Source organism: Mycobacterium sp. AMU20-3851, from assembly GCF_043974665.1.
Lineage (GTDB): Bacteria > Actinomycetota > Actinomycetes > Mycobacteriales > Mycobacteriaceae > Mycobacterium.
This window is the reverse complement of record NZ_CP146371.1, coordinates 5,978,253-6,004,307: the sequence shown is the minus strand read 5'-3', so window position 1 is coordinate 6,004,307 and position 26,055 is coordinate 5,978,253. Positions and strand designations below refer to the sequence as shown.

28 protein-coding genes are annotated in these 26,055 nt (G+C 65.8%); 25 read left to right on the top strand and 3 right to left on the bottom strand.

All coding sequences use genetic code 11. The features are described 5' to 3' along the window. Window positions 1-7 precede the first annotated feature (7 nt). The 14 genes from V4U86_RS28885 (at window position 8) to dnaB (ending at window position 14,056) form a co-directional block, all read left to right on the top strand. Window positions 8-1,363 carry an MFS transporter gene (locus V4U86_RS28885; RefSeq protein WP_395309240.1) on the top strand — a complete coding sequence of 452 codons (1,356 nt, stop codon included), beginning with the start codon at window positions 8-10 and terminating at the stop codon, window positions 1,361-1,363. Window positions 1,364-1,441: 78 nt separating this feature from the next. Then, window positions 1,442-2,659: a CaiB/BaiF CoA transferase family protein gene (locus tag V4U86_RS28880; protein ID WP_395309239.1), complete on the top strand. Its 1,218-nt coding sequence runs from the start codon at window positions 1,442-1,444 to the stop codon at window positions 2,657-2,659. Continuing rightward, window positions 2,656-3,114, top strand: a complete 459-nt coding sequence (locus tag V4U86_RS28875) for a MaoC family dehydratase (protein ID WP_395309238.1) — start codon at window positions 2,656-2,658, stop codon at window positions 3,112-3,114. Before V4U86_RS28880 ends, V4U86_RS28875 begins: the two co-directional genes overlap by 4 nt. Before the next feature lie 4 nt (window positions 3,115-3,118). Further along, complete coding sequence (locus tag V4U86_RS28870; protein WP_395309237.1) at window positions 3,119-4,498, top strand: aldehyde dehydrogenase (NADP(+)); 1,380 nt, start codon at window positions 3,119-3,121, stop codon at window positions 4,496-4,498. Next, the gene (locus tag V4U86_RS28865) at window positions 4,495-5,628 is read left to right on the top strand and encodes a hypothetical protein (protein ID WP_395309236.1); all 1,134 of its coding nucleotides are present in this window, start codon (window positions 4,495-4,497) and stop codon (window positions 5,626-5,628) included. Before V4U86_RS28870 ends, V4U86_RS28865 begins: the two co-directional genes overlap by 4 nt. Continuing rightward, entirely contained in the window at window positions 5,625-6,410 is a 786-nt protein-coding gene (locus tag V4U86_RS28860) for an enoyl-CoA hydratase/isomerase family protein (protein ID WP_395309235.1), read from the top strand. Before V4U86_RS28865 ends, V4U86_RS28860 begins: the two co-directional genes overlap by 4 nt. Before the next feature lie 22 nt (window positions 6,411-6,432). Next, window positions 6,433-7,626, top strand: a complete 1,194-nt coding sequence (locus V4U86_RS28855) for a fumarylacetoacetate hydrolase family protein (RefSeq protein WP_395309234.1) — start codon at window positions 6,433-6,435, stop codon at window positions 7,624-7,626. Beyond that, entirely contained in the window at window positions 7,623-8,387 is a 765-nt protein-coding gene (locus V4U86_RS28850) for a glucose 1-dehydrogenase (protein ID WP_395309233.1), read from the top strand. Before V4U86_RS28855 ends, V4U86_RS28850 begins: the two co-directional genes overlap by 4 nt. After that, window positions 8,387-9,373: a zinc-dependent alcohol dehydrogenase gene (locus V4U86_RS28845; protein ID WP_395309232.1), complete on the top strand. Its 987-nt coding sequence runs from the start codon at window positions 8,387-8,389 to the stop codon at window positions 9,371-9,373. Before V4U86_RS28850 ends, V4U86_RS28845 begins: the two co-directional genes overlap by 1 nt. Window positions 9,374-9,506: 133 nt before the next feature. Next, window positions 9,507-9,797, top strand: a complete 291-nt coding sequence (rpsF, locus tag V4U86_RS28840) for a 30S ribosomal protein S6 (protein ID WP_073858449.1) — start codon at window positions 9,507-9,509, stop codon at window positions 9,795-9,797. 110 nt (window positions 9,798-9,907) lie between these two features. Beyond that, on the top strand, window positions 9,908-10,420 hold the full coding sequence (locus V4U86_RS28835; RefSeq protein WP_087028715.1) for a single-stranded DNA-binding protein: 513 nt from the start codon (window positions 9,908-9,910) through the stop codon (window positions 10,418-10,420). A 35-nt stretch (window positions 10,421-10,455) separates the two neighbouring features. Further along, window positions 10,456-10,716 carry a 30S ribosomal protein S18 gene (gene rpsR / locus V4U86_RS28830; RefSeq protein ID WP_395309231.1) on the top strand — a complete coding sequence of 87 codons (261 nt, stop codon included), beginning with the start codon at window positions 10,456-10,458 and terminating at the stop codon, window positions 10,714-10,716. A 14-nt stretch (window positions 10,717-10,730) separates the two neighbouring features. After that, window positions 10,731-11,186: a 50S ribosomal protein L9 gene (rplI, locus tag V4U86_RS28825; RefSeq protein WP_395309230.1), complete on the top strand. Its 456-nt coding sequence runs from the start codon at window positions 10,731-10,733 to the stop codon at window positions 11,184-11,186. Window positions 11,187-11,659: 473 nt separating this feature from the next. Continuing rightward, entirely contained in the window at window positions 11,660-14,056 is a 2,397-nt protein-coding gene (gene dnaB, locus V4U86_RS28820) for a replicative DNA helicase (RefSeq protein WP_395309229.1), read from the top strand. A gap of 226 nt (window positions 14,057-14,282) precedes the next feature. Here the strand turns inward: dnaB and V4U86_RS28815 are convergent, their stop codons facing one another. Beyond that, the gene (locus V4U86_RS28815) at window positions 14,283-14,654 is read right to left on the bottom strand and encodes a hypothetical protein (RefSeq protein WP_395309228.1); all 372 of its coding nucleotides are present in this window, start codon (window positions 14,652-14,654) and stop codon (window positions 14,283-14,285) included. A 141-nt stretch (window positions 14,655-14,795) separates the two neighbouring features. On the opposite strand from V4U86_RS28815, the gene V4U86_RS28810 reads away from it, so the two are divergent. Next, entirely contained in the window at window positions 14,796-15,236 is a 441-nt protein-coding gene (locus tag V4U86_RS28810; protein ID WP_395309227.1) for a pyridoxamine 5'-phosphate oxidase family protein, read from the top strand. 255 nt (window positions 15,237-15,491) lie between these two features. Here the strand turns inward: V4U86_RS28810 and V4U86_RS28805 are convergent, their stop codons facing one another. Together V4U86_RS28805 and V4U86_RS28800 are read right to left on the bottom strand one after the other, a co-directional pair. Then, window positions 15,492-15,623 carry a hypothetical protein gene (locus tag V4U86_RS28805; protein ID WP_395309226.1) on the bottom strand — a complete coding sequence of 44 codons (132 nt, stop codon included), beginning with the start codon at window positions 15,621-15,623 and terminating at the stop codon, window positions 15,492-15,494. A gap of 228 nt (window positions 15,624-15,851) precedes the next feature. Further along, window positions 15,852-16,676, bottom strand: a complete 825-nt coding sequence (locus tag V4U86_RS28800) for an SAM-dependent methyltransferase (RefSeq protein ID WP_395309225.1) — start codon at window positions 16,674-16,676, stop codon at window positions 15,852-15,854. A 323-nt stretch (window positions 16,677-16,999) separates the two neighbouring features. Here V4U86_RS28800 and V4U86_RS28795 point away from each other — a divergent pair, with 323 nt between their 5' ends. From V4U86_RS28795 to V4U86_RS28750, 10 genes are all read left to right on the top strand, one after another. After that, entirely contained in the window at window positions 17,000-17,749 is a 750-nt protein-coding gene (locus tag V4U86_RS28795) for a FadR/GntR family transcriptional regulator (protein WP_395309224.1), read from the top strand. Window positions 17,750-17,806: 57 nt separating this feature from the next. Then, on the top strand, window positions 17,807-18,502 hold the full coding sequence (locus tag V4U86_RS28790) for an isochorismatase family protein (RefSeq protein ID WP_395309223.1): 696 nt from the start codon (window positions 17,807-17,809) through the stop codon (window positions 18,500-18,502). Further along, window positions 18,499-19,293 (top strand): maleate cis-trans isomerase family protein, encoded by a 795-nt coding sequence (locus tag V4U86_RS28785; RefSeq protein WP_395309222.1) that lies wholly within the window; start codon window positions 18,499-18,501, stop codon window positions 19,291-19,293. Before V4U86_RS28790 ends, V4U86_RS28785 begins: the two co-directional genes overlap by 4 nt. An 86-nt stretch (window positions 19,294-19,379) precedes the next feature. Further along, entirely contained in the window at window positions 19,380-20,159 is a 780-nt protein-coding gene (locus V4U86_RS28780) for an alpha/beta fold hydrolase (protein ID WP_395309221.1), read from the top strand. Then, window positions 20,152-21,180, top strand: coding sequence for a hypothetical protein (locus V4U86_RS28775; RefSeq protein ID WP_395309220.1), 1,029 nt, complete (start codon window positions 20,152-20,154; stop codon window positions 21,178-21,180). The genes V4U86_RS28780 and V4U86_RS28775 overlap by 8 nt, the downstream gene beginning before the upstream one ends. A gap of 42 nt (window positions 21,181-21,222) precedes the next feature. Continuing rightward, on the top strand, window positions 21,223-22,464 hold the full coding sequence (locus V4U86_RS28770) for an FAD-dependent monooxygenase (protein WP_395309219.1): 1,242 nt from the start codon (window positions 21,223-21,225) through the stop codon (window positions 22,462-22,464). A gap of 35 nt (window positions 22,465-22,499) precedes the next feature. After that, complete coding sequence (locus tag V4U86_RS28765; protein WP_395309218.1) at window positions 22,500-23,522, top strand: ABC transporter substrate-binding protein; 1,023 nt, start codon at window positions 22,500-22,502, stop codon at window positions 23,520-23,522. A 37-nt stretch (window positions 23,523-23,559) separates the two neighbouring features. Further along, window positions 23,560-24,351 (top strand): ABC transporter permease, encoded by a 792-nt coding sequence (locus V4U86_RS28760; protein WP_395309217.1) that lies wholly within the window; start codon window positions 23,560-23,562, stop codon window positions 24,349-24,351. Then, window positions 24,348-25,169, top strand: a complete 822-nt coding sequence (locus tag V4U86_RS28755) for an ABC transporter ATP-binding protein (protein WP_395312254.1) — start codon at window positions 24,348-24,350, stop codon at window positions 25,167-25,169. Before V4U86_RS28760 ends, V4U86_RS28755 begins: the two co-directional genes overlap by 4 nt. After that, a complete protein-coding gene (locus V4U86_RS28750) occupies window positions 25,166-25,978 on the top strand; it encodes an ABC transporter permease (protein ID WP_395309216.1) in 813 nt (270 codons plus the stop codon). Before V4U86_RS28755 ends, V4U86_RS28750 begins: the two co-directional genes overlap by 4 nt. The last annotated feature ends 77 nt before the right edge of the window (window positions 25,979-26,055 follow it).

Below are 26,055 nucleotides of genomic sequence, written 5' to 3'. Positions count from 1 at the left end.
AGCCAGCATGACCACAGCGCCAACCCCCAACCGGCGGCAGGCCCGCCGGGCCTCCGCCGCGGCAGCCGTCGGCAGCCTCGTCGAGTGGTACGACTTCGCGCTGTACGGCGCCGCGGCCGCCCTCGTGTTCAAGACGTACTTCTTCGTCGGTACCGATCCCACCACTGCGCTGCTGGCCTCGTTCGCCACCTTCGCCGTCGGCTACTTCGCGCGACCGTTCGGGGGTGTGGTCTTCGGGCATCTCGGCGACAAGATCGGCCGCAAGCCGGTCATGGTCGTCACGCTCGGCATCATGGGCGTGTCGACGGCGCTGATCGGCCTGCTGCCGGGCTACGACAGCATCGGCATCGCCGCGCCGATCCTGTTGGTGGTGCTGCGGATCGCCCAGGGCCTGGGCGCGGGCGCCGAGTACGCGGGAGCGATCATCCTGTCCGCGGAGTCCGCTCCCCGGGGCCACCGCGGTTTCTACGCGTCCTGGTCGGGGGCCGGCGTGTGGATCGGATCGGCGTTGGGCCTCGGATCCTTCCAGGTGGCGCTCTGGCTCAGTGGCGACAAGTTCCTCGAGTGGGGATGGCGCATCCCGTTCCTGCTCAGTCTGGTCATGCTGGCGATCAGCATGTACATCCGGCGACGGGTCAGCGAGACGCAGAGTTTCGAGCAGGTCAAGAACGAGGACGAGACGGCCAAGATCCCGCTGCTTGAGCTCTTCAGGTCTGACAAGGGCCGGCTGGCCGTCGCGCTGGGCTCGAATTTCATGCTGTCCGGCTTCTCCTATATCCCCCAGGTGTGGGCGCTCAGCTACCTCACCAACGACATCGGTATCGCGGCCATGGCGGCGCTGGGAATCAACGTCGTGGTGCTGACGATGGGAGCGGTGTTCATGCCGTTCTTCGGGCGACTGGGTGACCGGATCGGCCGCCGCAAGCTCTTCATGTTCGGTGCCGGATTCGGCGTCGTGTGGGCGTTCCCGATGTTCATGCTGATCGACACCGGTGTCACCGGGATCACGGTGGCGGCGCTGGTCATCTGCTTCGTGGGTGCGGTCGCCACCTGCTACGCCGCGCAGGCCGCGTTCCTGGCCGAGCTGTTCCCGCCGGCAATGCGCTACTCGGGCGTGGCCTTCGCCCGCGAGGTCAGCGGCGCGCTGCTGGGCGGCACGGCACCGTTGATCGCGACGGCCATGTTCTCGGCCACCAGGCACTGGTGGCCGGTGGCCACCTGGATGGTGGTGATGGCCGTGGTGGCCTTCGTTTCGGTGTACCTGTCCAAGCGCTATCGCAGTGATGGCGATCAGGACAGCGACGACAGGTTCAACCACGTGGCGGCCGGCGATGCCGAGCGGAGGCACGCGCAGGCGCTCTGAACATATGATGGTCCGAAGTGTTAGCGCTAATATGCGCCGGCGGCCGGTGACGGCTGCCGCCACGAGCAAGGAGCTGTAATGAAGGCCCTCGAAGGAATTCGGGTCATCGACGTGTCGATCGCGATGGCGGGTCCGTTCGCCACGCAGAAACTCGCTGATCTGGGTGCCGACGTCATCAAGATCGAACCGATCGACGGCGAGTGGCAGCGCCACGTGTCCGCCGGTGGAGCCAGGGGCAACCAGATCAACGCGTCGTTCCTGTCGCTCAACCGCAACAAGCGATCCGTTTCGTTGAACCTCAAACACGCGGCGGGCCGGGAAGCCTTGCGGCGCTTGGTCGCAACCGCCGATGTCTTCCTGCAGAACTACCGGCCCGGGGTGGCGGTGCGGCTCGGCGTGGATTACGACTCGCTCCGGGCCATCAAGCCGGACCTGGTCTATGTCAGCATGTCCGGCTACGGCGAGAGCGGACCGTATGTCAACCGGCCCGGACAGGACATCCTGCTGCAGGCCATGAGCGGCGGCCTGGCCAGCGCCGGGCGCAAGGGTGAGCCGCCGCGGCCGGCCCCCTTCTTCATGGTCGACGCGTTCACCGCCAGCTCGGCGTTCGAAGGTGCGCTCGCCGCATTGTTCCACCGCCAGCGCACCGGCGAGGGGCAACTGGTCGAAGTCAACATGCTCGACACCATCGTCGCCGCGCAGATGCAGGAATTGAGCGTATCGACGGTCGGTCAGGTCGCCCAGACCCCGACCGAAGAGATCCACGCACACACCTACATCCGGGCTCCGTACGGCATCTACCCCACCTCGGATGACTACATCGCGCTGTCCTTCGCCGAAATGCCGGCCCTTGCCGAGGCTTTCGCCGACCCGCGATTCACTGCCTTCGATGCGGAACGCGACGGCTTCACCCACCGCGACGAGATCTCGGCCCTGGTCACCGAGAACCTCGCGCGCCACACGACCGCACACTGGCTGGCGGTGCTCGGCGAGAAGGGAATCTGGGTGGGACCGGTCCACGACTACGCCACCCTGCCCGCGGACCCGCAGGTCGTGCACAACGGCTCGTTCGTCACCTACGAACATCCCACCGAGGGCGCCGTCACCACTCCCGGTTTTCCCTTCAGGCTCAGCGGAAGCCGGCAGGACGTCTACCGGCCCACCCCGGTCAACGGCCAGCACACTGCCGAGGTGCTTGCCGAGATCGGCCTGACCGACGCCGAACTCGATGAGCTGGAACGCGACGGCGCCATCCACCGGGACACCTCGCTGCTGACCACCGATCACGCCGAATGAGCGCCAGGCCGCTGATCGACCGCTGGTTCGATGAATACCGGGTGGGCCAGATCGAGGACGGCGGCACGGCGACCATCACCGCGCAGGATATCGCCGACTTCGCCAGGATCTCGCTCGACGACCACCCGGCGCATGTCGACCCGGCGTTCGCCACGGAGCGATTCGGCGGTGTGCTCGCCCACGGTGTCCTCACGTTTGCTGTGGTGGTGGGACTGACCGTCGAACACAACCGGCGGGCCGTCGCCTACGGCTATGACCGGATCCGTTTTCCCGCACCCGTTCTGGCCGGGGACGTCATCCGGGCGACCGCGGAAGTGGTCGACGTCGCCGCCCACCCCCGCAACACCGCAATCGGGCTGGTGACCAAGGCCTACACCGGGGTCAACCAGCACGGCAACACGGTACTGGTCTGTCGGCACATCCTTGCCGTCGACCGACGACCCGAACAGGAGTGATCACATGACCGGTCTCGACACCATCCTGACCGCCGCCGATGCCGCGCGCAGGCCCGCGGCCAACGCCACGTCGGCCGCGCGCGCGCAATGGCTGCGCGCCATCGCCGACGGTCTGGAGGCCGACGGTGACCGCCTGATCGGCATCGCGGGCCGCGAGACGAACCTTCCGGAGACCCGGCTGCGCGGTGAGCTGACCCGCACGGTGTTTCAGGCGCGGCTGTTCGCCGATCGCGTTGCGGCCGGTGATCTGCTCGACAGCCGTATCGACCCGGCCGACCCCGACTGGCCGATGGGCCCGCGCCCGGACATCCGACGCAGCCACGTGCCGATCGGACCGGTGCTGGTGTATGCGGCGAGCAACTTTCCGTTTGCGTTCAGTGTCGCCGGCGGCGACACCGTCAGTGCGCTGGCCGTGGGATGCCCGGTCGTGGTCAAGACCCATGAGGGCCACGCCGAGTTATCGCTTGCCACAGCAGAAGTCGTGCAAAACGCACTGTCGTCGGTGGGCGCCCCGCACGGACTGTTCGCCGTCATCAGCAGCCGCCAGGACGGGGTGGCCGCCATTCAGGATCCCCGGATCAAGGCGGCCGGGTTCACCGGCAGCCTCGCCGGCGGCCGCGCCCTGTTCGATCTGGCCACCTCGCGGCCCGATCCCATCCCGTTCTACGGCGAGCTGGGCAGCACCAACCCGGTGATGGTGACCACGGCGGGTTGGCAGCAACGCGGCGCCGAGATCGCGGCCGGCTTCACCAACTCGTTCACCCTCGGCGCGGGTCAGTTCTGCACGCAACCGGGCGTCGTCCTGGTACCGGATCTCGACGGTTTCGTCGACAGCTGCGAGCTGCCGACGGTGCACCCGATGCTCAACGGGCGAATCCGTGAGGGATTCGAGGATGCGGTCGCCGGACTGTCCGGGCATCCCGATGTGCGGGTCCTCGCGCGTGTCCCCGGCTCCGATGCCGCGCCGGGCCCGACGCTGCTCGGCACCACCGCGGACGCGGTGCTGGCCGACCCGGCGATCGTCACGACCGAAATGTTCGGCCCGGCTTCGGTCCTGGTGTCCTACACCGATATCGGACAGGCACTCGCCGTCGTGGCGTCCGTCGGCGGAGCGCTGACCGCGACCATCCAGGGCACCACCGAGCTGGATCCCGACGCTCAGCCTCTGCTCGAGGTGATGGCGGGTATCGCCGGGCGCGTCATCTACAACGAGTGGCCGACCGGGGTCACGGTCAGCGACGCGCAGCAGCACGGCGGACCCTGGCCGGCGACCACCGCATCGATCTCGACGTCGGTCGGTACGGCCGCCGCGCAGCGCTTCGCCAGGCCGGTCGCCTACCAGAACGTCCCTGCCGCAGGGCTTCCCGAGGAGCTGCGGGAATGAGCCGTCGATACCGCGGACTGACGTGGGACCATCCGCGCGGTGCCGATGCCCTGCGTGCCGCGGTCACCGAGCCGACCGCGCCGGCCTGCTCCATCGCCTGGGATGTCCAACCGTTGGAGGGGTTCGAGTCGGCACCCATCGCCGAGAATGCCGCCGTTTACGACCTGCTGGTGCTGGATCACCCGCACAAGGGGGAGGCGCTGCGCCACGGGTCGCTCCGGGCGCTCGAGGAGGTGTTCGACGCCGCCGAACTGGACGGGTGGCGGCGGGCGACCGTCGGCAGATCCTTCGAATCTTATGAGGCCGAGGGGAAGTCGTGGGCGTTGCCGTTGGACGCCGCCACCCAGGTGTCGGCGCTGGCCGAGCCGGGGCTGCCGGTCCCTGACACCTGGGAAGAGGCGGTCGCGCTGGCGCGCGAGGTGCCCGCGGTCCTGCCCACCACCGGTCCGCACCTGTTCCTGACACTGTGCTCCATCGCTGTCGGGCAGGGCGAGGAACCGGGCGGCGGTGCGCAGCACTTCATCTCGCCCGACACGATTGCCGAGGCACTGGCCACCATCGCCGTCTTCGTCGACGTGCAGGCCGACCACCCCGCCATCCACAACCCGATCACCGTGCTGGATCAGATGTCGCGCCCCGGCGGTCCGGTGTACTGCCCGCACGTCTACGGCTACGTCAACTACAGCCAGGATGCGGTGGCCCGGCCGGTGCGCTTCCACGATGCTCCGCGCGGACGGTCCGGCCGGCGAGGGTCCGTACTGGGCGGCACCGGCATTGCGATCAGCTCCCGGTGTGAACCCGATGATGCGCTGCGTGAACACATTCGGTGGCTGATGTCGGAATCCGTCCAGCGGTCCTTCATACCGCGTCACGCCGGTCAGCCGTCTGCCGCGGCGGCATGGGAGGACCCGGACGTCAACGCCGGCGCTGGTCGGTTCTATGTCGGCACGCGTGCCACGATGGACGACGCCTGGATCCGCCCGTGCCACGACGGTGCGGTGGCCTTCCAGCAGCAGGCCGCACAACGGGTCCGAGCGGCGGTCTTCGGAGGTACGAACCCGGCGACCCTCGCCGACGAGCTGACCGATTTACACCACCGCAGCCGGCAGATCGAGGAGCAGAACGCATGACCAACGTCCCGTCCTCGGCGCAGATCGAGACCGGTCTGCACGGGCACGTCCTGACCGTCACCATCAACCGCCCGGACAAGCTGAACGCGATGACTCCCGCGATGGCGGCGACCCTGGGCGAGGTGATCGAGTGGGTGAACCGGTCCGACGAGGTGCGTGCGCTGGTTCTCACCGGGGCGGGCGACCGAGCCTTCAGTGCCGGCTCCGACATCACGGCGTTGGATGCCTATGCCAGCCCGTGGGACTTCCGGAACCGGACCGACTACTGCGATGCGCTGCGCCGCTGTCTGAAACCCACCATCGCAGCCATCAACGGCTACGCCCTCGGGGGCGGCTTGGAGACGGCGCTCAGCTGTGACATCCGGTTCGCGTCCAACACCGCCAAACTCGGTGCTCCGGAGGTGAAACTCGGCTGGATCGGTGGCGGCGGCATGTCCGCGTTGCTGTCCAAGGCGGCGGGTGCCAGCAATGCCGCGCTGATGCTGATGACCGGAGATCCGATCGATGCCCGGCGGGCACAGGACTGGCATCTGGTGACCGAGGTACTGGAACCGGACCTCCTGGTGGCCCACGCACAACAGGTCGCCGAAACCATCGCCAGCCGGGCACCCATCGCCGTCGAGACCGCCAAGATCAACCTGCGGGCCGCACCGGGGATGGCCGAAGACCAGGCGCTGGCCTACGAGCGTGACCTCCAAACCATCTGTTTCGCAACCGAAGACGCCCGCGAAGGCCGACTGGCCTTCACCGAGCGGCGCACCCCGGTCTTTCATCGGCGTTGACGCGTCCAGAGCAAGGAGAACAGTGAGCACCGCACTTCCCAGCCCCGTGACGGTATGGCCGCCCACCGCGCAGACCACCCTTCCGAAATCGGCTGATGCCACCCTGGTCGGTCGCGTGTACGGCCCGCAGGGGCCCTCGGTGGTCACGGTCCGCGGTGGCGAACTGATCGACATCTCAACGGTTTTCCCCACCATGCGTGATCTGGGGGAGCACCCGGAACCGGCGGCAGCGGTGCGGGCCGCGGATGGCCCCGTGCTGGCGACCGTGGATGAGACGCTGGCCGGCACACCGGTGGAACGCCGCACCGAGGGGGCACCCCGGCTGCTCAGTCCGATCGACCTGCAGGCCGTCAAGGCCGCCGGCGTGACGTTCACGGTGTCCATGGTCGAGCGGGTCATCGAGGAGCGCTGCGGTGGTGATCCCGGCCGGGCCGACCAGATGCGTGCTGAGCTGGCCGATCTGGTCGGCACCGATTTCGCCGACCTGCGGCCCGGATCGCCCGCCACCGCCCGGCTCAAGGACGCTCTGATGGCCGAGGGGGCGTGGAGCCAGTATCTGGAGGTGGGCCTCGGTCCGGATGCCGAGATCTTCACCAAGACCTCGCCGATGGCCACCGTTGGGACCGCCGTGGACGTAGGTCTTCATCCGCGATCGAGTTGGAACAATCCCGAACCCGAAGTGGTGCTGCTCGTTTCGTCCGCCGGTCGGATCATCGGTGCCACGCTCGGCAACGATGTCAACCTGCGGGACTTCGAGGGGCGGTCGGCGCTGCTGCTGACCAAGGCCAAGGACAACAATGCGTCGGCGGCGCTCGGTCCGTTCATCCGGCTGTTCGACGATGGCTTCGGGCTGGCCGACGTCCGCAGCACCGAGGTGCAGCTGCGGGTCGAGGGCACCGACGGTTTCGTTCTGGACGGCAGTTCCTCCATGCGGTTCATCAGCCGTGATCCCGAAGACCTTGTGGCCCAACTGATGGGCGCCCATCACCAGTACCCGGACGGCAGTGTGCTGTTTCTCGGCACCATGTTCGCCCCGGTTCAGGACCGGGGCGAACCGGGACTGGGGTTCACACACCACATCGACGATCTGGTGGCGATCAGCGCCCCCGAGCTCGGTGCCCTGGTCAATCGGGTGCGCACCAGCGACAACTGCGAACCATGGACGTTCGGTACCGCCGATCTGATGCGCAATCTGGCGGGCCGGGGCCTGCTGTGAACCTGTTCGACCTGACCGGTCGGACCGCGCTGATCACCGGTGCCGGTAGCGGCATCGGTTTCGCCATCGCTGAGGCATTGGCCGGTGCGGGGGCCCGCGTCGTCGTCAACGGTCGCGACGGCGCGAAGGTGGATGCCGCGGTGGCCGAGTTGCACGCCGCTGGGAGGCAGGCACGTCCTGCCGTATTCGATGTCACTGTCGCACAACAGGTCCGGGACGCGCTCGATGTGCTGGACGAGGCCGGCTGGAACATCGATGTCCTGGTCAACAATGCCGGCGTGCAACGGCGGGGCCCGCTGGTGGACCTCGCGGAGCAGGATTGGGACGAGGTCATCCGCACTGACCTGACGTCGGTGTTCATCGTGTCCCGCGAGGTGGTTCGCCGCCTGCTGGCCCGCGGGGCCGGTGGCAAGATCATCAACGTCGCGTCGCTGGCCGCGCAGATCACCCGCCCCGATGTCGGTCCGTACAGCGCGGCCAAGGGCGGGGTGCGGATGCTCACCCGGGCGATGACCGCCGAATGGGCGCCGCACGGGATCTGCGTCAACGCTCTGGCGCCGGGGCACGTCAAGACCGAGCTCACCACCGCACTGGCCGCCGATCCCGAGTTCGATGCCTGGGTGCAACGTCGGACACCGATGCGACGCTGGAGCACTCCGCGTGATCTGCACGGACCTGTGGTGTTTCTGGCCTCGGCGGCATCTGACTACGTGACGGGGCAGATCTTGTTCGTCGACGGCGGTACCACGGCGGTGATGTGATGCGCGCGGTCATCTACGCCGGACCCGGCTCCGTTGCGGTCGTGGACCGCGCGGTGCCCGAGATCGGGTCGGGCGAGGTCCTGGTCCGCAATGAGCGCGTCGGCCTGTGCGGGTCGGACCTGACGATCATCGCCGGCCGGCACCCGCGCGCGTCGGTGGGACAGATCATCGGCCATGAGTCGGTGGCGACGGTGGTGGCCACCGGTGGCGGTGTCACCGGCCTCGCGGTGGGCGACCGGGTGATCCCGGAGCCGCTGTTACCGTGCGGCGGTTGTGTGACCTGCCTGCGTGGAGCCGCCCACGTCTGCGAGGACCTGCGACTCTACGGTGTCGAGGAGCCGGGCGCGCTGGCCGAATTCACCGCGTACAAAGCCGAGAAGCTGCACCCGGTGCGCGGCGACGTCGAGCTCGACGTCGCCGCACTGGTCGAACCGTTGGCCGTCGCCGTGCACGCGATGGGCCGCGTCACCGTCACCGCGGCGGACTCCGTCGCGGTCGTCGGCGGAGGCCCCATCGGCGCGTTGTGCGCGATGCTCGCGAGATCGGTGGCCGGCGAGGTGGTGGTGGCCGAACCCAACGGACACCGTCGCACCATGCTGGACCGGCTGGGCCTGACCACGGTTGCCGCGTTGGCCGACGTCGAGGGCGCGGTCTTCGACGTCGTGTTCGAATGCGCGGGTGTGGCACCGGCCGCCCAGGCAGCGCTGGCGCACACGCGGGTGCGGGGCACCGTGGTGCTGGTCGCACTGCACAAGCGCGAACCGGTCGGGCTGGATCTGCAAGATCTGTCCCGGTCGGAGAAGACGGTGACCGGCACCCGGGTCTACTCCACACTCGATGTCGCACACGCGATCCGGATCGTCGAGAGCCAGACGGTGGATCTGTCGCGGTTCCCGGTCGCCGTGCACCGGCTCGACCGCATCGAGGAGGCGCTGCGGGAGGCGGCGGACGGTCGCCGAGCGTTGAAGACACTCGTGCTGCCCTGAACTGCGGCGGGTGGGGTCCCGATTTCGTTTCACCAGGGGATTTCCTGTACCTTGGAGCGGTTGCCGACGCAGGCGACCCTCCTGCCACGGACACGCCGTGGCCGCAACGACCATAGGAGGTGATGGGTTCCTTATGCGTCCATACGAAGTCATGGTCATCCTTGACCCCACACTCGACGAGCGCACCGTAGCTCCCTCGCTGGAGACGTTCCTCAACGTCATCCGCAAGGACGGTGGCACTGTCGACAAAGTTGATATCTGGGGCCGCCGCCGGCTGGCCTACGAGATTGCCAAGCACGCCGAGGGCATCTACGCCGTCGTCGACGTGAAGGCTGAGCCCGCGACGGTCTCCGAACTGGACCGCCAGCTCAACCTGAACGAGTCCGTGCTGCGCACCAAGGTGATGCGGACCGACAAGCACTAGTCCGTTCAAGTCGCGCGACAACACGTGTACGTCGGTGCAGTTCCGTAGGCTCGCCTGCGACTGCCCTTGTACGCATACGCCGCTGAAGACCAGATGCCCAGGAGGACCTCGTGGCTGGTGACACCGTCATCACTGTTATCGGAAACCTGACTGCTGACCCCGAACTGCGGTTCACGCCGTCGGGTGCAGCCGTTGCGAACTTCACCGTGGCTTCCACGCCGCGGACGTTCGACCGTCAGACCAATGAGTGGAAGGACGGCGAAGCGCTGTTCCTCCGCTGCAACATCTGGCGGGAGGCAGCCGAGAACGTGGCCGAGAGCCTCACCCGCGGTTCGCGGGTGATCGTGTCCGGTCGGCTCAAGCAGCGGTCCTTCGAAACCCGTGAGGGTGAGAAGCGCACCGTTGTCGAACTCGAGGTCGATGAGATCGGCCCCTCGCTGCGCTACGCCACGGCCAAGGTCAACAAGGCCAGCCGTGGCGGCGGTGGCGGCGGCGGGTTCGGCGGCGGAAACAGCGGTGGTGCCCCGCGCGGCGGCGGATCCGAGCAGCCCAAGGACGACCCGTGGGGCAGCGCCCCGGCGGCCGGTTCCTACAGCGGCAGCGACGACGAACCGCCCTTCTGACAGAAATCAGCGTTTTTCAAGAAAGAGATTGACCCATGGCCAAGACCAACAAGCGGCGGCCTGCACCGGAAAAGCCGGTCAAGACCCGCAAGTGCGTGTTCTGCTCGAAGAAGGGCAAGAACCAGATCATCGATTACAAGGACACCGCGCTGCTGCGCACCTACATCAGCGAGCGCGGCAAGATCCGTGCCCGTCGGGTGACCGGCAACTGTGTCCAGCACCAGCGCGACGTCGCCGTCGCCGTCAAGAACGCCCGTGAGGTGGCTCTGCTGCCCTTCGGCTCGTCGACGCGGTAGGGGAGAGACACACCATGAAGCTGATTCTCACCGCTGAGGTGGAACACCTGGGTATCGCCGGGGACTCGGTCGAGGTCAAGGACGGCTACGGCCGTAACTACCTGCTGCCCCGCGGTCTGGCCATCGTGGCCAGCCGCGGCGCCGAGCGCCAGGCCTCCGAGATCCGTCGCGCCCGCGAGATCAAGGAAGTTCGCGGCGTCGAGCACGCCAACGAGCTCAAGACCGCGCTGGAGGGTCTCGGCGCGGTGACCGTGGCGGTCAAGGCCGCCGCCGACAGCGGCAAGCTGTTCGGTTCGGTCACCCCGTCCGCGGTGGTCGCGGCCATCAAGAAGGCCGGCGGACCGAACCTGGACAAGCGCACCGTCGAGCTGCCCAAGGCCCACATCAAGGCCACCGGCACCTACCAGATCAGCGTGAAGCTGCACCCCGGCGTCTCCGCCGCCGTGTCGCTGAACGTCACCGCGGAGTAAGAACCCCGCCGGTCTCAGAACGCCCGGATGGTAAGCGCACCGCTTACCATCCGGGCGTTTTCTGTGCAGCGAACATTTTGGCGTATTCTGCCCACAGCAACGTCAACCGGTTGTTAACCTGTCCGGCTTCCAGACGCAACTCAACACGCCCGGACTGTCAACCCGGCCCGACACGCCGTAGGACTTGATGTCCACAGGTCTTCCCCATCACAAATGCCGGCTGACCTGGACACCATCGTTGAAATCCGAAGTTTGTCCACAAGTTCTCCCCAACCCGTCAACACCGCTGACCGAAGCTGTCCACACGCCATCCACAGGTCTATCAACAGGGCCCGGTTGCAAGCCGTGTAGCAAAGCCTTACGTTAACCGTCGCAGTCGCCGCCGCGCCCGCTTGTCAGAGGTGCGGCGTAGCTTGACGACGGCTATTCTCGAATATGTGTTCGACTGAGTTTTGGGGGAGGTGGGACGCTTCGTGGCTGTCGTAGACGACTTCAGTCATGCCGGTGACCCGGGGCTGCAGGAACCGCCACGTGAGGACATCGGCAGGCAGCCTCCCCAGGACATGGCGGCCGAACAGGCCGTGCTCGGCGGCATGCTGCTGTCCAAGGACGCCATCGCCGACGTGCTGGAGAAGATGAAGCCCAGCGACTTCTACCGCCCCGCGCACCAGGACGTCGCCGAGGTCATCCTCGATCTCTACGACCGCGGCGAGCCCGCCGATGCGGTCACCGTCGCCTCCGATCTCGACCGGCGCGGGCTGCTGCGTCGGGTCGGTGGGGCGCCGTATCTGCACACCCTGATCTCCACCGTGCCCACCGCCGCCAATGCCGGCTACTACGCCACCATCGTGGCGGAGAAGGCACTGCTGCGCCGCCTGGTGGAGGCCGGCACCCGGGTGGTCCAGTACGGCTATGCCGGCGCCGACGGCGCCGATGTCGCCGAGATCGTGGACCGCGCGCAGGCCGAAATTTACGACGTGACCGAAAGCCGCAACCAGTCCGAGGACTTCGTCGCGCTCGAGGACCTGCTGCAGCCCACGATGGACGAGATCGACGCCATCGCGTCCTCGGGTGGCATCTCCCAGGGCGTGCCGACCGGGTTCGTCGACCTCGACGAGATCACCAACGGTCTGCACGGCGGGCAGATGATCATCATCGCGGCGCGGCCGGGTGTGGGTAAGGCCCTGGCCCTGGATACGCCGCTGCCGACGCCGACCGGTTGGACCACCATGGGTGATGTCGCGGTCGGTGACGAACTAATCGGTGATGACGGCCTGCCGACGCGGGTGGTGGCCGCGACCGAGGTGATGTCGGACCGCCCGTGTTACGAGGTCGAGTTCTCCGACGGCACCGTGATCGTCGCCGACGAGCAGCACCAGTGGCTCACCGAGACCCGGGCCTCCCGCACATCGGCACAGGCGGCGGCCGCCGGATACAACGGCTACAAGAACCAGCGGACGTTCGCAGAGATCCGGACGACCGGCGAAATCGCCGGGTCGCTTCGCTGCCAAACCGCGGATCGGCGACTGAACCATTCGGTGGTCAACGCCGAACCATTGGCGGGGACGGAAGCCGACCTGCTGGTGCCGCCCTACACGTTGGGCGCCTGGCTCGGTGACGGCACCAGTGCCGCGGCGCAGATCACCTCCGCTGACCCGGAAATCATCATGCGCATCGAGGCGGAGGGCATCGTCGCGCATCGCACGCTGCAAGCCCGGCTGCGCACGATTGGGGTATTGGGCAACAAGCACATTCCGGTCCAGTACCTGCGCGCCTCGGAGCCGCAGCGACGTGCTTTGCTCGCCGGTCTGCTCGACACCGACGGCACCGTGACCAACGGTGGCTCGGTGCAGTTCAGCGTCACCGACCGCCGGCTGGTCACCGACGTCGAAGAACTGATCGTGAGCCTGGGCTACTGCTGCCAAATGTCCACCAAGCGGGTCTCGGGCCGTACGGAGGCTTCCTCGACCGCCTACACGCTGACGTTCTCCACCGACGACATCGTCTTCGGACTGGAGCGGAAGGCGTTGCTGCACAAGGAGCGCCGTGCCAACAGGGGTTCGGCTCGCCGTGGCTCGCGGTTCATCGTCGATGTCCGGCCGGTGGCCTCCGTGCCTGTTCGGTGCGTCGAGGTGGACAACGACAGCCACATGTATCTGGCGAGCCGCGCCATGGTGCCGACGCACAACTCCACGCTGGGACTGGATTTCATGCGGTCCTGCTCCATAAAACACCGTCTGGCCAGCGTCATCTTCTCGCTGGAAATGAGCAAGTCCGAGATCGTCATGCGTCTGCTCTCGGCCGAGGCCAACATCAAACTCGGCGACATGCGCGCCGGCCGGATGAACGACGACGACTGGACGCGGTTGGCGCGGCGGATGAGCGAGATCAGCGAGGCACCGCTGTACATCGACGACTCCCCGAACCTGACGATGATGGAGATCCGGGCCAAGGCGCGGCGGTTGAAGAAGAAGGCCGATCTGCAACTGATCGTCGTTGACTACCTACAGCTGATGAGCTCGGGTAAGAAATACGATTCACGCCAGCAGGAAGTCTCGGACTTCTCCCGAAGCCTCAAGCTGATGGCCAAGGAACTGCACGTGCCGGTGATCGCGATCAGTCAGCTCAACCGTGGTCCCGAGCAGCGCACTGACAAACGCCCGCAGGTCTCCGATCTTCGTGAGTCGGGCTCGCTCGAGCAGGACGCCGATATGGTCATGCTCCTGCACCGGCCGGACGCGTTCGACCGGGAGGACCCGCGCGGCGGCGAGGCCGACATCATCCTGGGTAAGCACCGCAACGGCCCGACGGCGAATATCACTGTGGCACACCAGCTGCACTTGTCGCGGTTCACGAATATGGCGCGTTAGCGACTCGGGGCGTCCACGCAACACACATGTGTCATCACCACCCACCACCACACTGGCGGGCTGCAGCAGCGGCGGGCAGCAGGTGCTTGCCGATTTAGGCGTACGGGCACGCCGATGCAAGGCCCGGAACACCCATTCGGCTCCGAATGCAAACCCCTCAGTGGAGACTGCGAGGCGTCTCAACGGCTCGACCTCGTGCGCGCGATCCTTCCGTAGCGGAACTCAACTACGAGTGGCCCAAACTCGGCCGGTAGTCAGCTACCTCGGACTCAGCAGCAAGAAGCGCACCCAATTCGCCTTCCTGCTGGGCAACAAACACACCGATCACTTGGCGGCATACCTCGGGCACGCCGACCCCACGCATATCGGCAATACGTTTCAACCCGATCAGCATTGACGTAGACACGTGAAACTGCACGGCGAATTGACCGCACGAACCATCCTCGGGTGCCAACCCCGGACCTACCACGACGGGATCATTCGCCCCGAATTCGTCCACCTCGGTACGGCGCGGCCTCTCAACGATCCCACCACCGCGATCGCCGCCAACAGCGCGGTCGGCGGAGTCCCGGAACTCTTCATGGCTGAACAAACCCATTCGGCCAACGTTAGACCTCGAAGAACTCCGAAGCCGCAAGTGAGCGGCGCCGCTTGCTGTGGCTGGCCGACAATGAGGGGTTTGCCGTGGAGCTTTTCGCCACATTGCGGGCGAGAGCAGCCTCACGAGTAACCTCGCCACATGCCGCGCAAACTGACTGACGACGAAATCACGGCGCTCCTTGACAGCCGTCCGGGCTGGGCGATCCTGACCACCATCGACAAGGACGGGTTCCCACACACCGTGCCGCTGGGATACTTCCGGCTGGGCGGTGACGTCGTCATGGGTGTGCGAGATGGCACGCGCAAAGTGGCCAACATAGAGCGCAACCCGGCCGTGAGCGTCATGCTCGAAGACGGCTCCACCATGGCGGATATCCGCGGCGTGATGTTCCAAGGTCATGCGCGCATCGTTCGGGAAGCCGCTGAAACGCTGGAGCTCGCACGGCACGGTGCCCGGTCGCGCGGCGTGCGGGAGTCCGAGTGGCCCACCGAGCCGAGACCGGGTGCCACCTACATCTATGTGACCCCCGTGCGGACCCTGTCTTGGGACTACGGCGACTCGGCATCGGACGGCGAATAGCCTCGGGAGAACTCGACGTCCGCGGGCATCATTCACCTCAGGGCAGTCCCGCCGCATCAGCTGTCCCGCACTCACCATGACCTGCGCCGAGAGCCGTCGGTAGTGACGATCGACAGCACCGTGGCGAACGTGGCGTTGGCGCAGATCGGTGCCGACCTGGGTGCCGGCTTCGGCGAGCTTTGGCACCCGAAAACGCGAGCGCGACAATGACTTGTGCGTCCAACGGGCCGGTCGGTCTTCGAGGGCCGGCCGGTCTCACGCCATCAGTTCGGCGGCAGCGCCGCAGGTGAACCAGAGGAAGTCGATCACCGCAGCGTCCCGGTCTTTCGCCCGGCGTGCGAACTCGTACGGCAGCAAATACTGTCTCAGCCCGGCGTCGTCGTGCACACCTGCGGAAGTCCCTGCGGCATCGGCGAACCCGGCAGGTTCCTGGCTTCCCGAGTTTCATGTCGACATCCCGTTGTAGGTGTCTACACGTTGTCCGCTTGGATATGAAAGTGGGACTTTGTGACGCGGGTTCTTCCCGCGCAGGACCCTCGCACCCATCGATGAAGACATTGGGTGAGAGTTGTGGGACAGATGAGCGTTTGTCGGGCGGATTTGTAGAAGCTTTGGTCAGCGAACGGCAATCACGTTGACAGAGCCAGCACCTCCCGCGTGTGGTCGACCATAGCGGGTCGCGATGTCTGCGACATCGTGAAACTCCACGGTCCAGCCTGTCCTCTGCAGATCTGCGATGCCAGGTGCACCGAGGCCGCTTTGCTGCTGGCGTAGCGTGTCGCCGCGGTAGAGCCGCTCAGCCCCTGCCACAGTGCCGATCAGCTCTTTCATCGCGTCAGTCGTCACGGCGGGAACGCTATACCGACTGCCGGTAGCAGAAAGTTCGGTGACCCGGCTCGCGATGCGAAGCGCGTCGTTGCGCGGAAGGCTCACGCCGACGTGATCGATCCAGCAGGTCGGCAAATTTGCATCAAAACCGGCGTCTCGCAGTTGTGGCGCCCAGATTGATCTCAGATCGGTTGCAACGATGCGACGTTGGCACTGTGGCTGAACATCCTCGCCGGACATCACGCGCTCCTTGAAGTCGAAGAGCGCGGGCAGATCAACTTCAAAGACAGTGACAGCTCGCGGCCAAGACAGGCGGAACGCGTGCGTATCCAGACCAGCTCCGAGCAGCACCACCTGGACGCATCCGGCGGCGACGGCGTCGAGCAGGACATCGTCGACTAATCGGACACCGATCGTGCGGCTTTCATACATCCGGTCGGCCAGAGTGCTCACCTGCGTCCAATCGGTCGGCGACACGAATGCGCGAGCATCGTCAACGAATCGCTGTGCCCACGGATCGCGGTAAAGCGCGTCCGGGCGGCAACTTTCGGTCGATCGGATCATCGCCACGCCTATGGCGGTCAGGGCCGGGCCGGGCAGAACGCTGTCCATAGAAGCCATATTCCCCCTATTCCATTACTTGACGGCCGGTAAGTAATCGTTCGGTTCAGACGGTATGGGACCGCGTCGGCAATGAGTTGGCTGCGGGACGCTGAGTGCTTAGAAGAATCGGCTTGGCCGCTGGCGGCGGAGACGCCGGCGTCGCGGGCAGGATTACTCAGGTGATGAAGCGTGCGTCTTCGGAGGCCAGGAAGGTCACTGCCGCTAGCGTCCAACACTCCCCCTTGCGGTCCGGTGGTAGGACCTTTATTGTTGCGTCGTAGATCACAACGAACGCGGTAAGTTCCCGCGGTCACACTCCTTAGCGAACAAAGATGATCGAGGAATCCTTGATGGCCAAAGCGTCCGATCCGACCCGTCCCGAGTTCACAGCGGTGAAGCTGGGGCGGGTATCGCGTCAGGTGGTCGAGCAGTTCCAGGCGCAGATGCGGTCACGCAAGCTCCAACCCGGCGACAGGCTGCCACCCGAGCGTGAACTGGCCGAGCAGTTCGGAGTCGGGCGCAACTCGATCCGGGAGGCTCTTCGGGAGCTCGACTTGCTGGGGGTTGTCGAAAGTCGCCACGGGGAAGGGACGTTCGTCGCAGACCCGTCGGCGGAGACGCTGCTGGCGCCGTTTCGCGCCGTGATCGAACTGTCGAGCACCGCGGCTGAATCGGTCATGGAGTTCCGTCGCGTGTTCGAACCGGGGGTGGCAGCGCTGGCGGCGCAGAACGCCACCGACGAGGGTCGTGATCTGTTGCATGCAGCACTGGTCGCGTTCGAAGGCCGGGTGGACCGGCAAGTGCCCGACGTCGAAATCGAGTCGGCTGACACCGATTTTCATTTGACGCTCGGGCACGCCACACGCAATCCGACGGTGATCGGGGTACACACCGCTCTGTACACACTCCTGCGCGATTTTCGGAGCAAGTTGGATCGGTCGAGTTACGCACCGTCTGACCGCGCGGTCGCCGGCCATCGCTTGATCTACGAAGCAATCACCGCCAGAGATCCGGAGGCCGCATCTACCGCGATGCGTGATCACCTCGATGACGTGTCCAGCGCCCTGGGAAAGTGCTGCTGAACGGAGATTCATCCGCCAGCCGATAGCAACCTCCATTTGACCAAGGAAGGACTCATGATGCCAATAAAGGTAGAACCACCGGACCAATCCGTGCGCGATCTGGCCCTCGACCCGGTATCCACCCGTTACCAGCAGGCGGGCTTCGGCGGCTCCTTCGAGCGTGGCACGGCGCCGGCCGTGGTGGTGGTCGATTTCAGCATCGGATTCACCGACCCGACGACCGCAACGGGTGCCGACCTGACCGAACAGATCCGTGCCACCAACAGTGTCATCGCGGCCGCCCGCGCGATCCAGGCGCCGGTTTTGTTCACCACCATCGCCTACGACTCACCGCGTCAGGCCGCGACATGGCTACAGAAGTCCCGCGGGATGGCCGCGTTGAGGACCGGATCCCCACTCGTGGAAATCGATCCACGCTGTGACCGCAGCAGCGACGACACCGTGATCGTCAAGCACCACGCGTCCGCATTTTTCGGTACCGGTCTGGTGTCGCACCTGATCGCGGCGAAGGTCGACACCGTCGTCGTGTGCGGGGCGACCACGAGCGGGTGTGTCCGCGCGACCGCCGTCGACGCGGTCTCGTACGGCTTTCCGGTACTCGTCCCGCGTGACTGCGTCGGTGATCGGGCGCCCGGGCCGCACGACGCCGCGCTGTTCGATCTGCAGTCGAAGTACGCCGACGTGATCACCTCCACCGACGTGACCGGCTTCTTCGACCACCTTTCCGCTACCAGCCAGAGGAGTAATGCATGACTGCCGAATCCCACCTCGCCACACCGGTTTTCGCGACAACCGCACCGCGTCGAATCGGTCTGGTGGTGCCCAGTTCGAACACCACCATGGAGACCGAAATCCCCCAACTGCTGGCAGGAATCAGCGAGCCACACACCTATCACTCGAGCCGGGCTCGCCTGCACACGGTCGATGCCGAGTCACTTGCGGCGATGGTCGCCGACGGCGATCGCTGCGCGGCCGAACTGGCCGACGCACGGGTGGACGTCATCGCGTACGCCTGTCTGGTTGCGGTGATGGCCGCAGGCCCGGGCGCTCATGAGCGCATCGAAGAACAGCTGACCGCGGTGGTGCGGGCCCAAGGATGCGCGGCACCGGTCGTCAGCAGCGCAGGCGCCCTCATCCGCACCCTGGCCGATCTGCAGCTGAAGAAGGTCGCCGTGGTCGCGCCGTACATGCCCGCACTGACCGAGACCGTGATCGCGTATCTGCGCGGATACGGCGTCGATGTCGTCGATTGGGTGACGCTCGGTGTCGCTGACAACTGTGACGTCGGTCGGCTCGATCCCGACTCGCTGCTCGAGCACGCACAACGCCTCGACCTGTCGGAAGCCGAAGGAGTCGTGTTGTCCGCGTGTGTGCAGATGCCGTCGCTGCCCGCTGTCGAGCTGGTCGAGAATCGCCTCGGTATGCCGGTCCTCACCGCGGCAACCGCGACCACCCGGGAAATCCTGCGCGCGCTCGACCTGCCCGCCGTGGCCGCCGGAGGCGGACGTGCCCTCCGAAGCGAGCCGGTTGGGCCGGTGCGATGACAGCGCGCAACGGGTCGGTTCGCGAGGAGGTGCTCGCACAGTGCGTGAGCAGGATGATCGACGCGAATGGCTTACGGCATAGGGTCTTGACCTTCGGTACCGCCGAAGGATCGGATCTCTTCTTCGTGCCCGGGATCACCAGTCCCGCTGAGACGGTGCAGTTCATCGCGGCCGCATTGCCCGAGTACCGAGTCCACGTACCCGACCTGCGTGGACGGGGGCAGACGGACCGGGCGGCGTCGGGCCACTACCGCCTCGGCGACTACCGCGACGACCTCGCGGCGCTCATCGACGCCCTGGACCTGCAGAGCGCGACTGTCGTCGGCCACTCTCTCGGAGCGCGGATCGCCGCGGCGTGGGCCGCGGAGCAGGAGCCCGTCGAGTCCCGAGTGGTGTTGGTCGACCCGCCGACATCCGGCCCGGGTCGCGCGCCGTACCCGATGAGCGCCGAGTCTTTCGCACGACAGATCGAGCAGGCGCGAGCCGGGACCACGCCGGATCAGGTGCGCGCCTTCTTCCCGGCCTGGCCCGAGCGTGAGTTGCGTCTGCGCGTCGAGGTGCTCGCCGACTGCGATCCACTCGCTGTCGCCGAAACGCACTACGGCTTCGAGCACGACGACTTCTTCGCGATCTGGCAGCGCCTGCGCGGGAACGTGGCCTTGATCTACGGCCGACAGAGTCCCGTCGTGCCCGAAAGCGCAGTCGCCGAGTTGGGCGACACCAACCCCGAGATCCCGATGTACGCGGTTGCCGGCGCCGGCCACATGGTGCCGTGGGACAGCCTCGCCGGATTCATCGACACGCTGCGGGATGCGCTGCAAACCATGTCCTTGACTCGACCAACACAGGAGAGCCGTCATGTTTGACCTACAGTCCGTCGATCTTCTTCATGCTTTCAAGAAGCAGTTCGAACTGAGCAAGGTCCGCCAGGACGAACACGTGGTCGTGCTTGCCGAGCCGGGCAGCCGTCCCGACTATGTCGCAGCAGCATTCGGCGCCGCGCGCGAGTGCGGTGCCCATGTCATCGTCGCGACAGTCCCCTCTGGCAGCCCTTCCCCCACGCCGTCGACACATACCGGCGCTGGACCCGGATTGCTGTCCGTCCTTCGTGACACCACCGCACAACAGCTGCTCAAGGATGCCGACTTCGTGGTCGATCTGACCCGCGAGGGGTTCATCCATGCCCCGCTGCAGCAGTCGATTCTCGACAACGGCACCCGGATCCTGTTCGTGTGTGACCCACCGGAAGTGCTCACCCGCAACATGCCGAGCCCCGACGACAAGGCCGACGTGGTTGCGGCGGCAGAACTGGTGCGCTCGGCGTCGACGATGACGGTCACCTCGGCCCGGGGTACGAACCTGACAGTGGGATTGGACAACTGTCATCCGGGTTTCCAGACCGGATTCTCCGACGACCCGGGGCGCTGGGATCACTGGCCGTCAAAGATGTGCCTGTTCTGGCCGCAGTCGTCGGACGGTGTGATCGTGCTGGCTCCCGGCGACATCCTGCTTCCGTTCAAGGAATTCGTGCGATCGGAGGTCGTACTCGAGGTGTCCGACGGACACATCGAAAAGATCAGCGGCGGTGCGGACGCCGAACTGTTGGAGATGTACATGTCCGACTCGGATGACAAGTGGGCCCGCTACACCTCGCACATGGGCTGGGGGCTGATGCGCACCGGAGACTGGTTCGCCACCGAAATGTACGGCAAACACGAGCTGATGGGCATGGACGCAAGGGCTTTCGCTGGGAACTTCCTGTGGTCTACAGGACCGCACCCGTTTCTCGGTCGAGACTCCTACGCCCACCTCGACATCGCGATGCGCGGCTGCAGTATTTCGCTCGACCGCACACCGGTCGTCGTCGACGGCGTGCTCGTCGACTGACCTGTGCCTGCCACCAACCAAAGGATTGAGGAGACAACGGATATGAAGGTCGTCATCGTCGGCGCCGGAATCGGTGGACTGACTGCCGCTGCGACCCTTCGAGCACGCGGTATCGACGTCACTGTGCTCGAACAGGCCGATCATCTGGGCGAAATCGGTGCGGGACTGCAAATCGGCCCCAACGCATCGCGCATCCTGTACCGGCTTGGCCTCGAAAGCCGGCTGTCGACTGCGGCCTTGTTCGTCGAAGAGTCGGTGCGGCGCCGGTGGAGCACCGGGGAGATCTTGACGAAAACGACGCTCGGCTCGAGTGCCAAGGCGCGTTTCGGCACCCCTTATCTGCATCTGCATCGAGCCGACCTGCACCGCATCCTGCTGGAAGCGGCAACCGACACCGAACGCTTCGGCAGGCCGGCGCGGATCGAGGCCGCCAGCCGCGTCGCCTCGGTCGAGAACCTCGACGGGCCGAACCCGGTTGTCGTCACCGAGGATGGTCGACGCTTCGACGCGGACGTGGTCCTGGGCGCCGACGGAATCAACTCGCAGGTCCGCAAGGTAATCGGGGGACCGACCGAGATCGAGTTCAGCGGCGACATGGCGTACCGCACCCTGATCCCTGCCGAGTCGGTGCGCCGCGACAACGCAACGCGGTGGCTGTTCGACTGGCCGGCGGCCAACTTCTGGCTCGGTGAAGACCGTCACGTCGTGGCGTACCCGGTGCGTGACATGCAATTCGTGAATATCGTTGCGGTCGTCCCGATTACGGACATCGTGCGCGAACGTTTGCGTGCGGAAGTGCCTGCCGAGGAGATGCGGACCCAGTACCGCGGCTGGGACGAGCGGCTCACCCACCTGCTGTCCTACTCCGACGAGCGGGTGATGGCATGGGCACTGAATTACCAGCGGCCGTTCCAGCAGTGGAACAGGGCCCACGTCGCACTGTTGGGCGACGCCTGCCATTCGATGCTGCCGTACTTCTCGCAGGGCGCCTCGCAGGCAATCGAGGACGGGGCTGTGCTCGCCGAACAACTCGCCAAGGCCGACGGCGGGACTCTCACGGTGTCCGAGGCCTTAACCGGATATACCGACCGTCGCGCAGAGCACGCAGCGGTCGTACAGAACGGTGCGTTGGGCAACCGCGCGCTGTTCCACCTGCCCGACGGGCCGCTACAGCGCGAGCGCGACGCGAAATTCCGTGAACACCATCAGGAGTCAGATGTGTCGTTCGACTGGATCTATGCGGGCACCCCCCTCGAGGACGACCCCTCCATGGCGACGGCGTAGCCGCCGTCACCACACGACAAATCGAAGGAACTCCAATGACACGGATCAACAGAACGCTGACGGCATCGCTGGCCGCGGGGGCTGTGCTGGCCTTGACACTCTCGGGCTGTTCGTCGGGCCCCAGCCCGGTGGCGGGAGACAGTGGCCTGCCGGTGGTCCGCTTCTCCGCTCTCCCTGACCCCGCGCCGCTTCCGGTGCTGGTGATGCAGGAGCACGGGATCGACGAGAAGCATGGATTCGACGCCGAGTTCCTCGAGGTCGATCCCGATGTGGCGACGACGACGTTCCTGATGGGTGAGAGCGAGATCGCGGTCGACCAGGACGCGGTCGGATCGACGATCGCCAACAATGAAGGGCACGACGTCGTGTCGTTCTACCCGGCGCTGGCCAACACGGCAGCCATCGTGGCCAGCCCGGGCAGCGGTATCAACACACCGGCCGATCTCGTCGGCAAGCGGGTGGGACACTTCGGGATGGACTCTGGTACCACCCAGGCGATCAGTGTGTCGCTCCGCGAAGGGTTCGGAATCGACATCAACGACTTCGAGTTGGTGCAGTCCTCTCCTTCCTCGCTTCCGCAGCTGTTGGCGGCCGGCGAGGTCGATGCGATCTTCGACTACGAGCCGTACGGCGCGAAGGCCATCCAACTCACCGGCGGCAAATACGTCTTTCAGGTGACCCCCTACTGGAAGCAGTCCAGTGGCTGGTCACCCGCGCTGGCGATGCTCACCGCGCATCGTGAATGGATCACAGAAAACCCCGATCTCGCCAAGAACGTGCTCGCGGCGTGGCAGGAGGCCGAGCAGCTGGTGGCCGACTCTGGGTACCAGATGTTCCTGGAGGAACCCTATGCAGGCTTCCTCGACCGGGAAAGTACCGAGGAATTGCAGGCACTCGCCGATTACTGCGCGCAGTTGCCGTGCTACACCGGTGAATGGAACCAGGGCGATGTCGACCAACAGATGCGCTACCTCGATCTGCTGGTCCAGCAGGGGATGCTCGACCGGTTGCCGGAGAACCCGCCGGTCGCGACGCTCGACAGCGTGATCGAGGGCTGACGATGTCGACGGCCCGGACACATCCGAGGAGGCACACATGACAACGTCGATGGTCTCGATGCCCCCGGCGCGCAACGGGAGTCGGAACCGAGCACAGGCTGCCCTGTCGATCGCCGGGCTGGCGTCGTTGGTTGCGGTGTGGTGGGTGGCCGGCGACTCGTCGCGATTCCTACCCGGAATCGGCGACGTCGTCCGTCCCTTGCCGCAGTTCCTTGCCGATCCGCTGGTGTGGCAGGAAGTGGCCATCACCTTCGGTCGGGTGGTGGGGTCGCTCGCCATCGGGTTCGCACTGGGCGCCGTGTGCGCAGTGGCGATGGTGCGAATGCCGTTCTGGGGCAAGGTTGCTGGAGCCTACGTCGCAATCGCGACAGCTGTGCCCAGCACCATTCTGGCGTTGCTCGCGCTGTTCATCTTCCGTAAGTCCGACGCCGGTGTCGTGTTCGTCGTCGCCGCAACGACGTTCCCGTTCGTCGCAGTGTTGCTGCGGGAGGGGCTGCAGGCCACCAGCGCTTCACTCGACGAAATGCGCGCCGTGTATCACATCAGGGGGTTCGACGCTTTCCGCCACGTCTTTGTGCCGCAGATGGCGCCCTTCGCGTTGACGGCGTTGCGCAACGAGTACTCCCATGCCTGGAAGGTGGTTGTTCTTGCCGAGTTGTTCATCATCAACAGCGGGATGGGATGGCAGTTTTCCCAGGCGTTCGACCGTTTCCAACTGATCACCGTCGTGCACTGGTTGCTGTTGTTCGTGTCCATCCTGCTGGCCACCGAGTATCTGATCATCCGCCCGATCGAGAAGCGGGCATTCCGTTGGAAGGAACAGTCGTGACCGCACAACTCGATACAACTGTGTACAGCGCAGATCCGTTGATCAACGTGGAAGGGGTTTCGATCGGCTATCCGGGTCGGGTGGCTGTCGAGCGAATTGACCTCGCTGTGCGTCCGAACGAATTCGTCTCCATCATCGGCCCCAGCGGCTGCGGCAAGTCCACACTGCTGCACGTGCTGTCCGGTATTAATGAACCGATCGCTGGGTCGATCGCCATCCGCGGCTTCGACGCGACCGGTTCGGTCGGGTCGAAACTCAAGGTGGGATACGTGTTCCAGGACCACCGGTTGCTCCCCTGGCGTTCGGTGGCGGAGAACCTCAACATCGCGATGAAGAACGCCGGCGTCCCGAAAGCCGACTGGGCCGAGTCCCGGCGCCGTTATCTGTCGCTGCTCCACGTTGCCGACTATGAATCCTCGATGCCGATGAACCTGTCTGGTGGTCAGCGCCAGCGCGTGTCGATCGCCCGCGCGCTGTGTGTGCAACCCGACGTGGTGCTGATGGACGAACCGTTCAGCGGTCTCGACGAAGTGACAGCCCGCACGATCCGACGTCAGCTCGACTGCACGCGGACAGCGGAGCACCCGGCGACGGTGTTCGTGACGCACTCGATTCGTGAGGCGCTATACCTGTCGGACCGGATGCTCATCCTCAGTCGAGGTCCCGCGCGGGTGATCAAGGAGGTCACCGTCGACCTGCCGCGGCCGCGGTTGTACGACGATCCGCGGATTCTCGAGATGGAACAGCGCGTGGTCTCCGAGGTTCTCGAGCAGTGGGAGATCGATCCGGTGGCACCGAACGGGGCCCAACGGTCATGACCACGACACTCGCGCGCACTCAGGTCGGGATCGATACCGCGTCGTCATCGTCGGACAGCCGCCGCTCGGGCCTGGGCCGAATCTGGCGCAATGCTGCCGCGTGGTTCGTCGCGGCAGCGGTCGGGTTGGCGGCCTGGGAGCTGATCAGCCTCTATTCCGGCCAGTGGGTGCCGTCGCTGGCCGAGGTCGGCGAGAGTCTGATCACCGTTGTCACCAGTGGTTCGACGATCACCGACGGGTTGATCACGCTGCGGCGGGTCGCGATCGTCACCGTGGCATCGGCGTTGGCAGGCGTCCTCATCGGGTTGGCCGCGGGGTTCTGGTGGCCGGTACGGGCGTTCCTTCGTCCGGTGTTGGTGATCGGGCTCGCCGTGCCGGACCTGGTGTACATCATCATGGCGATCCTGATCCTCGGCGCCACCGAGATGTCGGGTCTGGTCGCGGTGACCATCGCGATCGTGCCGTTGGTCGCGAACGTGGTAATTGCGGCCGTGCTCGACCGGGACAGCGGTCTCGACGAGATGGCTCGCACCTACCGGTTCACCAAGATGGACTACGCCCACCATGTGCTCTTCGAACAGCTCAAGCCCGCACTCGCGGCGGCGCTGAAGACGGGGTTCGCGTTCTCCTGGAAGCTGGTGGTACTGATGGAGACTCTCACCATGCCGAACGGGATCGGCGCTCGCATCTACGAAGGATTCCGGTTCCTGCGCCCGGAAGACATGATCGCCTACGCCATCGTGTTCATCGTCGTGATGAAGCTGATCGAGCCGGTGATCGTCAAACCGTTCGCTTCCCGCTCGGGCTAGGGGCAGTATGAAAGTCGAGCACGCCGACAGGCCAACCGGCACAACAGCGCTGAGCCTCTCGCACGAACGGGATGTCC

Excerpts from the sequence above, each read along its gene's own strand:
- V4U86_RS28885 (WP_395309240.1), top strand. The coding sequence starts at position 8 with ATGACCACAGCGCCAACCCCCAACCGGCGGCAGGCCCGCCGGGCCTCC.
- V4U86_RS28880 (WP_395309239.1), top strand. The coding sequence starts at position 1,442 with ATGAAGGCCCTCGAAGGAATTCGGGTCATCGACGTGTCGATCGCGATG.
- V4U86_RS28875 (WP_395309238.1), top strand. The coding sequence starts at position 2,656 with ATGAGCGCCAGGCCGCTGATCGACCGCTGGTTCGATGAATACCGGGTG.
- V4U86_RS28870 (WP_395309237.1), top strand. The coding sequence starts at position 3,119 with ATGACCGGTCTCGACACCATCCTGACCGCCGCCGATGCCGCGCGCAGG.
- V4U86_RS28865 (WP_395309236.1), top strand. The coding sequence starts at position 4,495 with ATGAGCCGTCGATACCGCGGACTGACGTGGGACCATCCGCGCGGTGCC.
- V4U86_RS28860 (WP_395309235.1), top strand. The coding sequence starts at position 5,625 with ATGACCAACGTCCCGTCCTCGGCGCAGATCGAGACCGGTCTGCACGGG.
- V4U86_RS28845 (WP_395309232.1), top strand. The coding sequence starts at position 8,387 with ATGCGCGCGGTCATCTACGCCGGACCCGGCTCCGTTGCGGTCGTGGAC.
- rpsF (WP_073858449.1), top strand. The coding sequence starts at position 9,507 with ATGCGTCCATACGAAGTCATGGTCATCCTTGACCCCACACTCGACGAG.
- rpsR (WP_395309231.1), top strand. The coding sequence starts at position 10,456 with ATGGCCAAGACCAACAAGCGGCGGCCTGCACCGGAAAAGCCGGTCAAG.
- rplI (WP_395309230.1), top strand. The coding sequence starts at position 10,731 with ATGAAGCTGATTCTCACCGCTGAGGTGGAACACCTGGGTATCGCCGGG.
- V4U86_RS28815 (WP_395309228.1), bottom strand. The coding sequence starts at position 14,654 with ATGGGTTTGTTCAGCCATGAAGAGTTCCGGGACTCCGCCGACCGCGCT.
- V4U86_RS28810 (WP_395309227.1), top strand. The coding sequence starts at position 14,796 with ATGCCGCGCAAACTGACTGACGACGAAATCACGGCGCTCCTTGACAGC.
- V4U86_RS28800 (WP_395309225.1), bottom strand. The coding sequence starts at position 16,676 with ATGGACAGCGTTCTGCCCGGCCCGGCCCTGACCGCCATAGGCGTGGCG.
- V4U86_RS28795 (WP_395309224.1), top strand. The coding sequence starts at position 17,000 with ATGATCGAGGAATCCTTGATGGCCAAAGCGTCCGATCCGACCCGTCCC.
- V4U86_RS28790 (WP_395309223.1), top strand. The coding sequence starts at position 17,807 with ATGCCAATAAAGGTAGAACCACCGGACCAATCCGTGCGCGATCTGGCC.
- V4U86_RS28785 (WP_395309222.1), top strand. The coding sequence starts at position 18,499 with ATGACTGCCGAATCCCACCTCGCCACACCGGTTTTCGCGACAACCGCA.
- V4U86_RS28775 (WP_395309220.1), top strand. The coding sequence starts at position 20,152 with ATGTTTGACCTACAGTCCGTCGATCTTCTTCATGCTTTCAAGAAGCAG.
- V4U86_RS28770 (WP_395309219.1), top strand. The coding sequence starts at position 21,223 with ATGAAGGTCGTCATCGTCGGCGCCGGAATCGGTGGACTGACTGCCGCT.
- V4U86_RS28765 (WP_395309218.1), top strand. The coding sequence starts at position 22,500 with ATGACACGGATCAACAGAACGCTGACGGCATCGCTGGCCGCGGGGGCT.
- V4U86_RS28760 (WP_395309217.1), top strand. The coding sequence starts at position 23,560 with ATGACAACGTCGATGGTCTCGATGCCCCCGGCGCGCAACGGGAGTCGG.
- V4U86_RS28750 (WP_395309216.1), top strand. The coding sequence starts at position 25,166 with ATGACCACGACACTCGCGCGCACTCAGGTCGGGATCGATACCGCGTCG.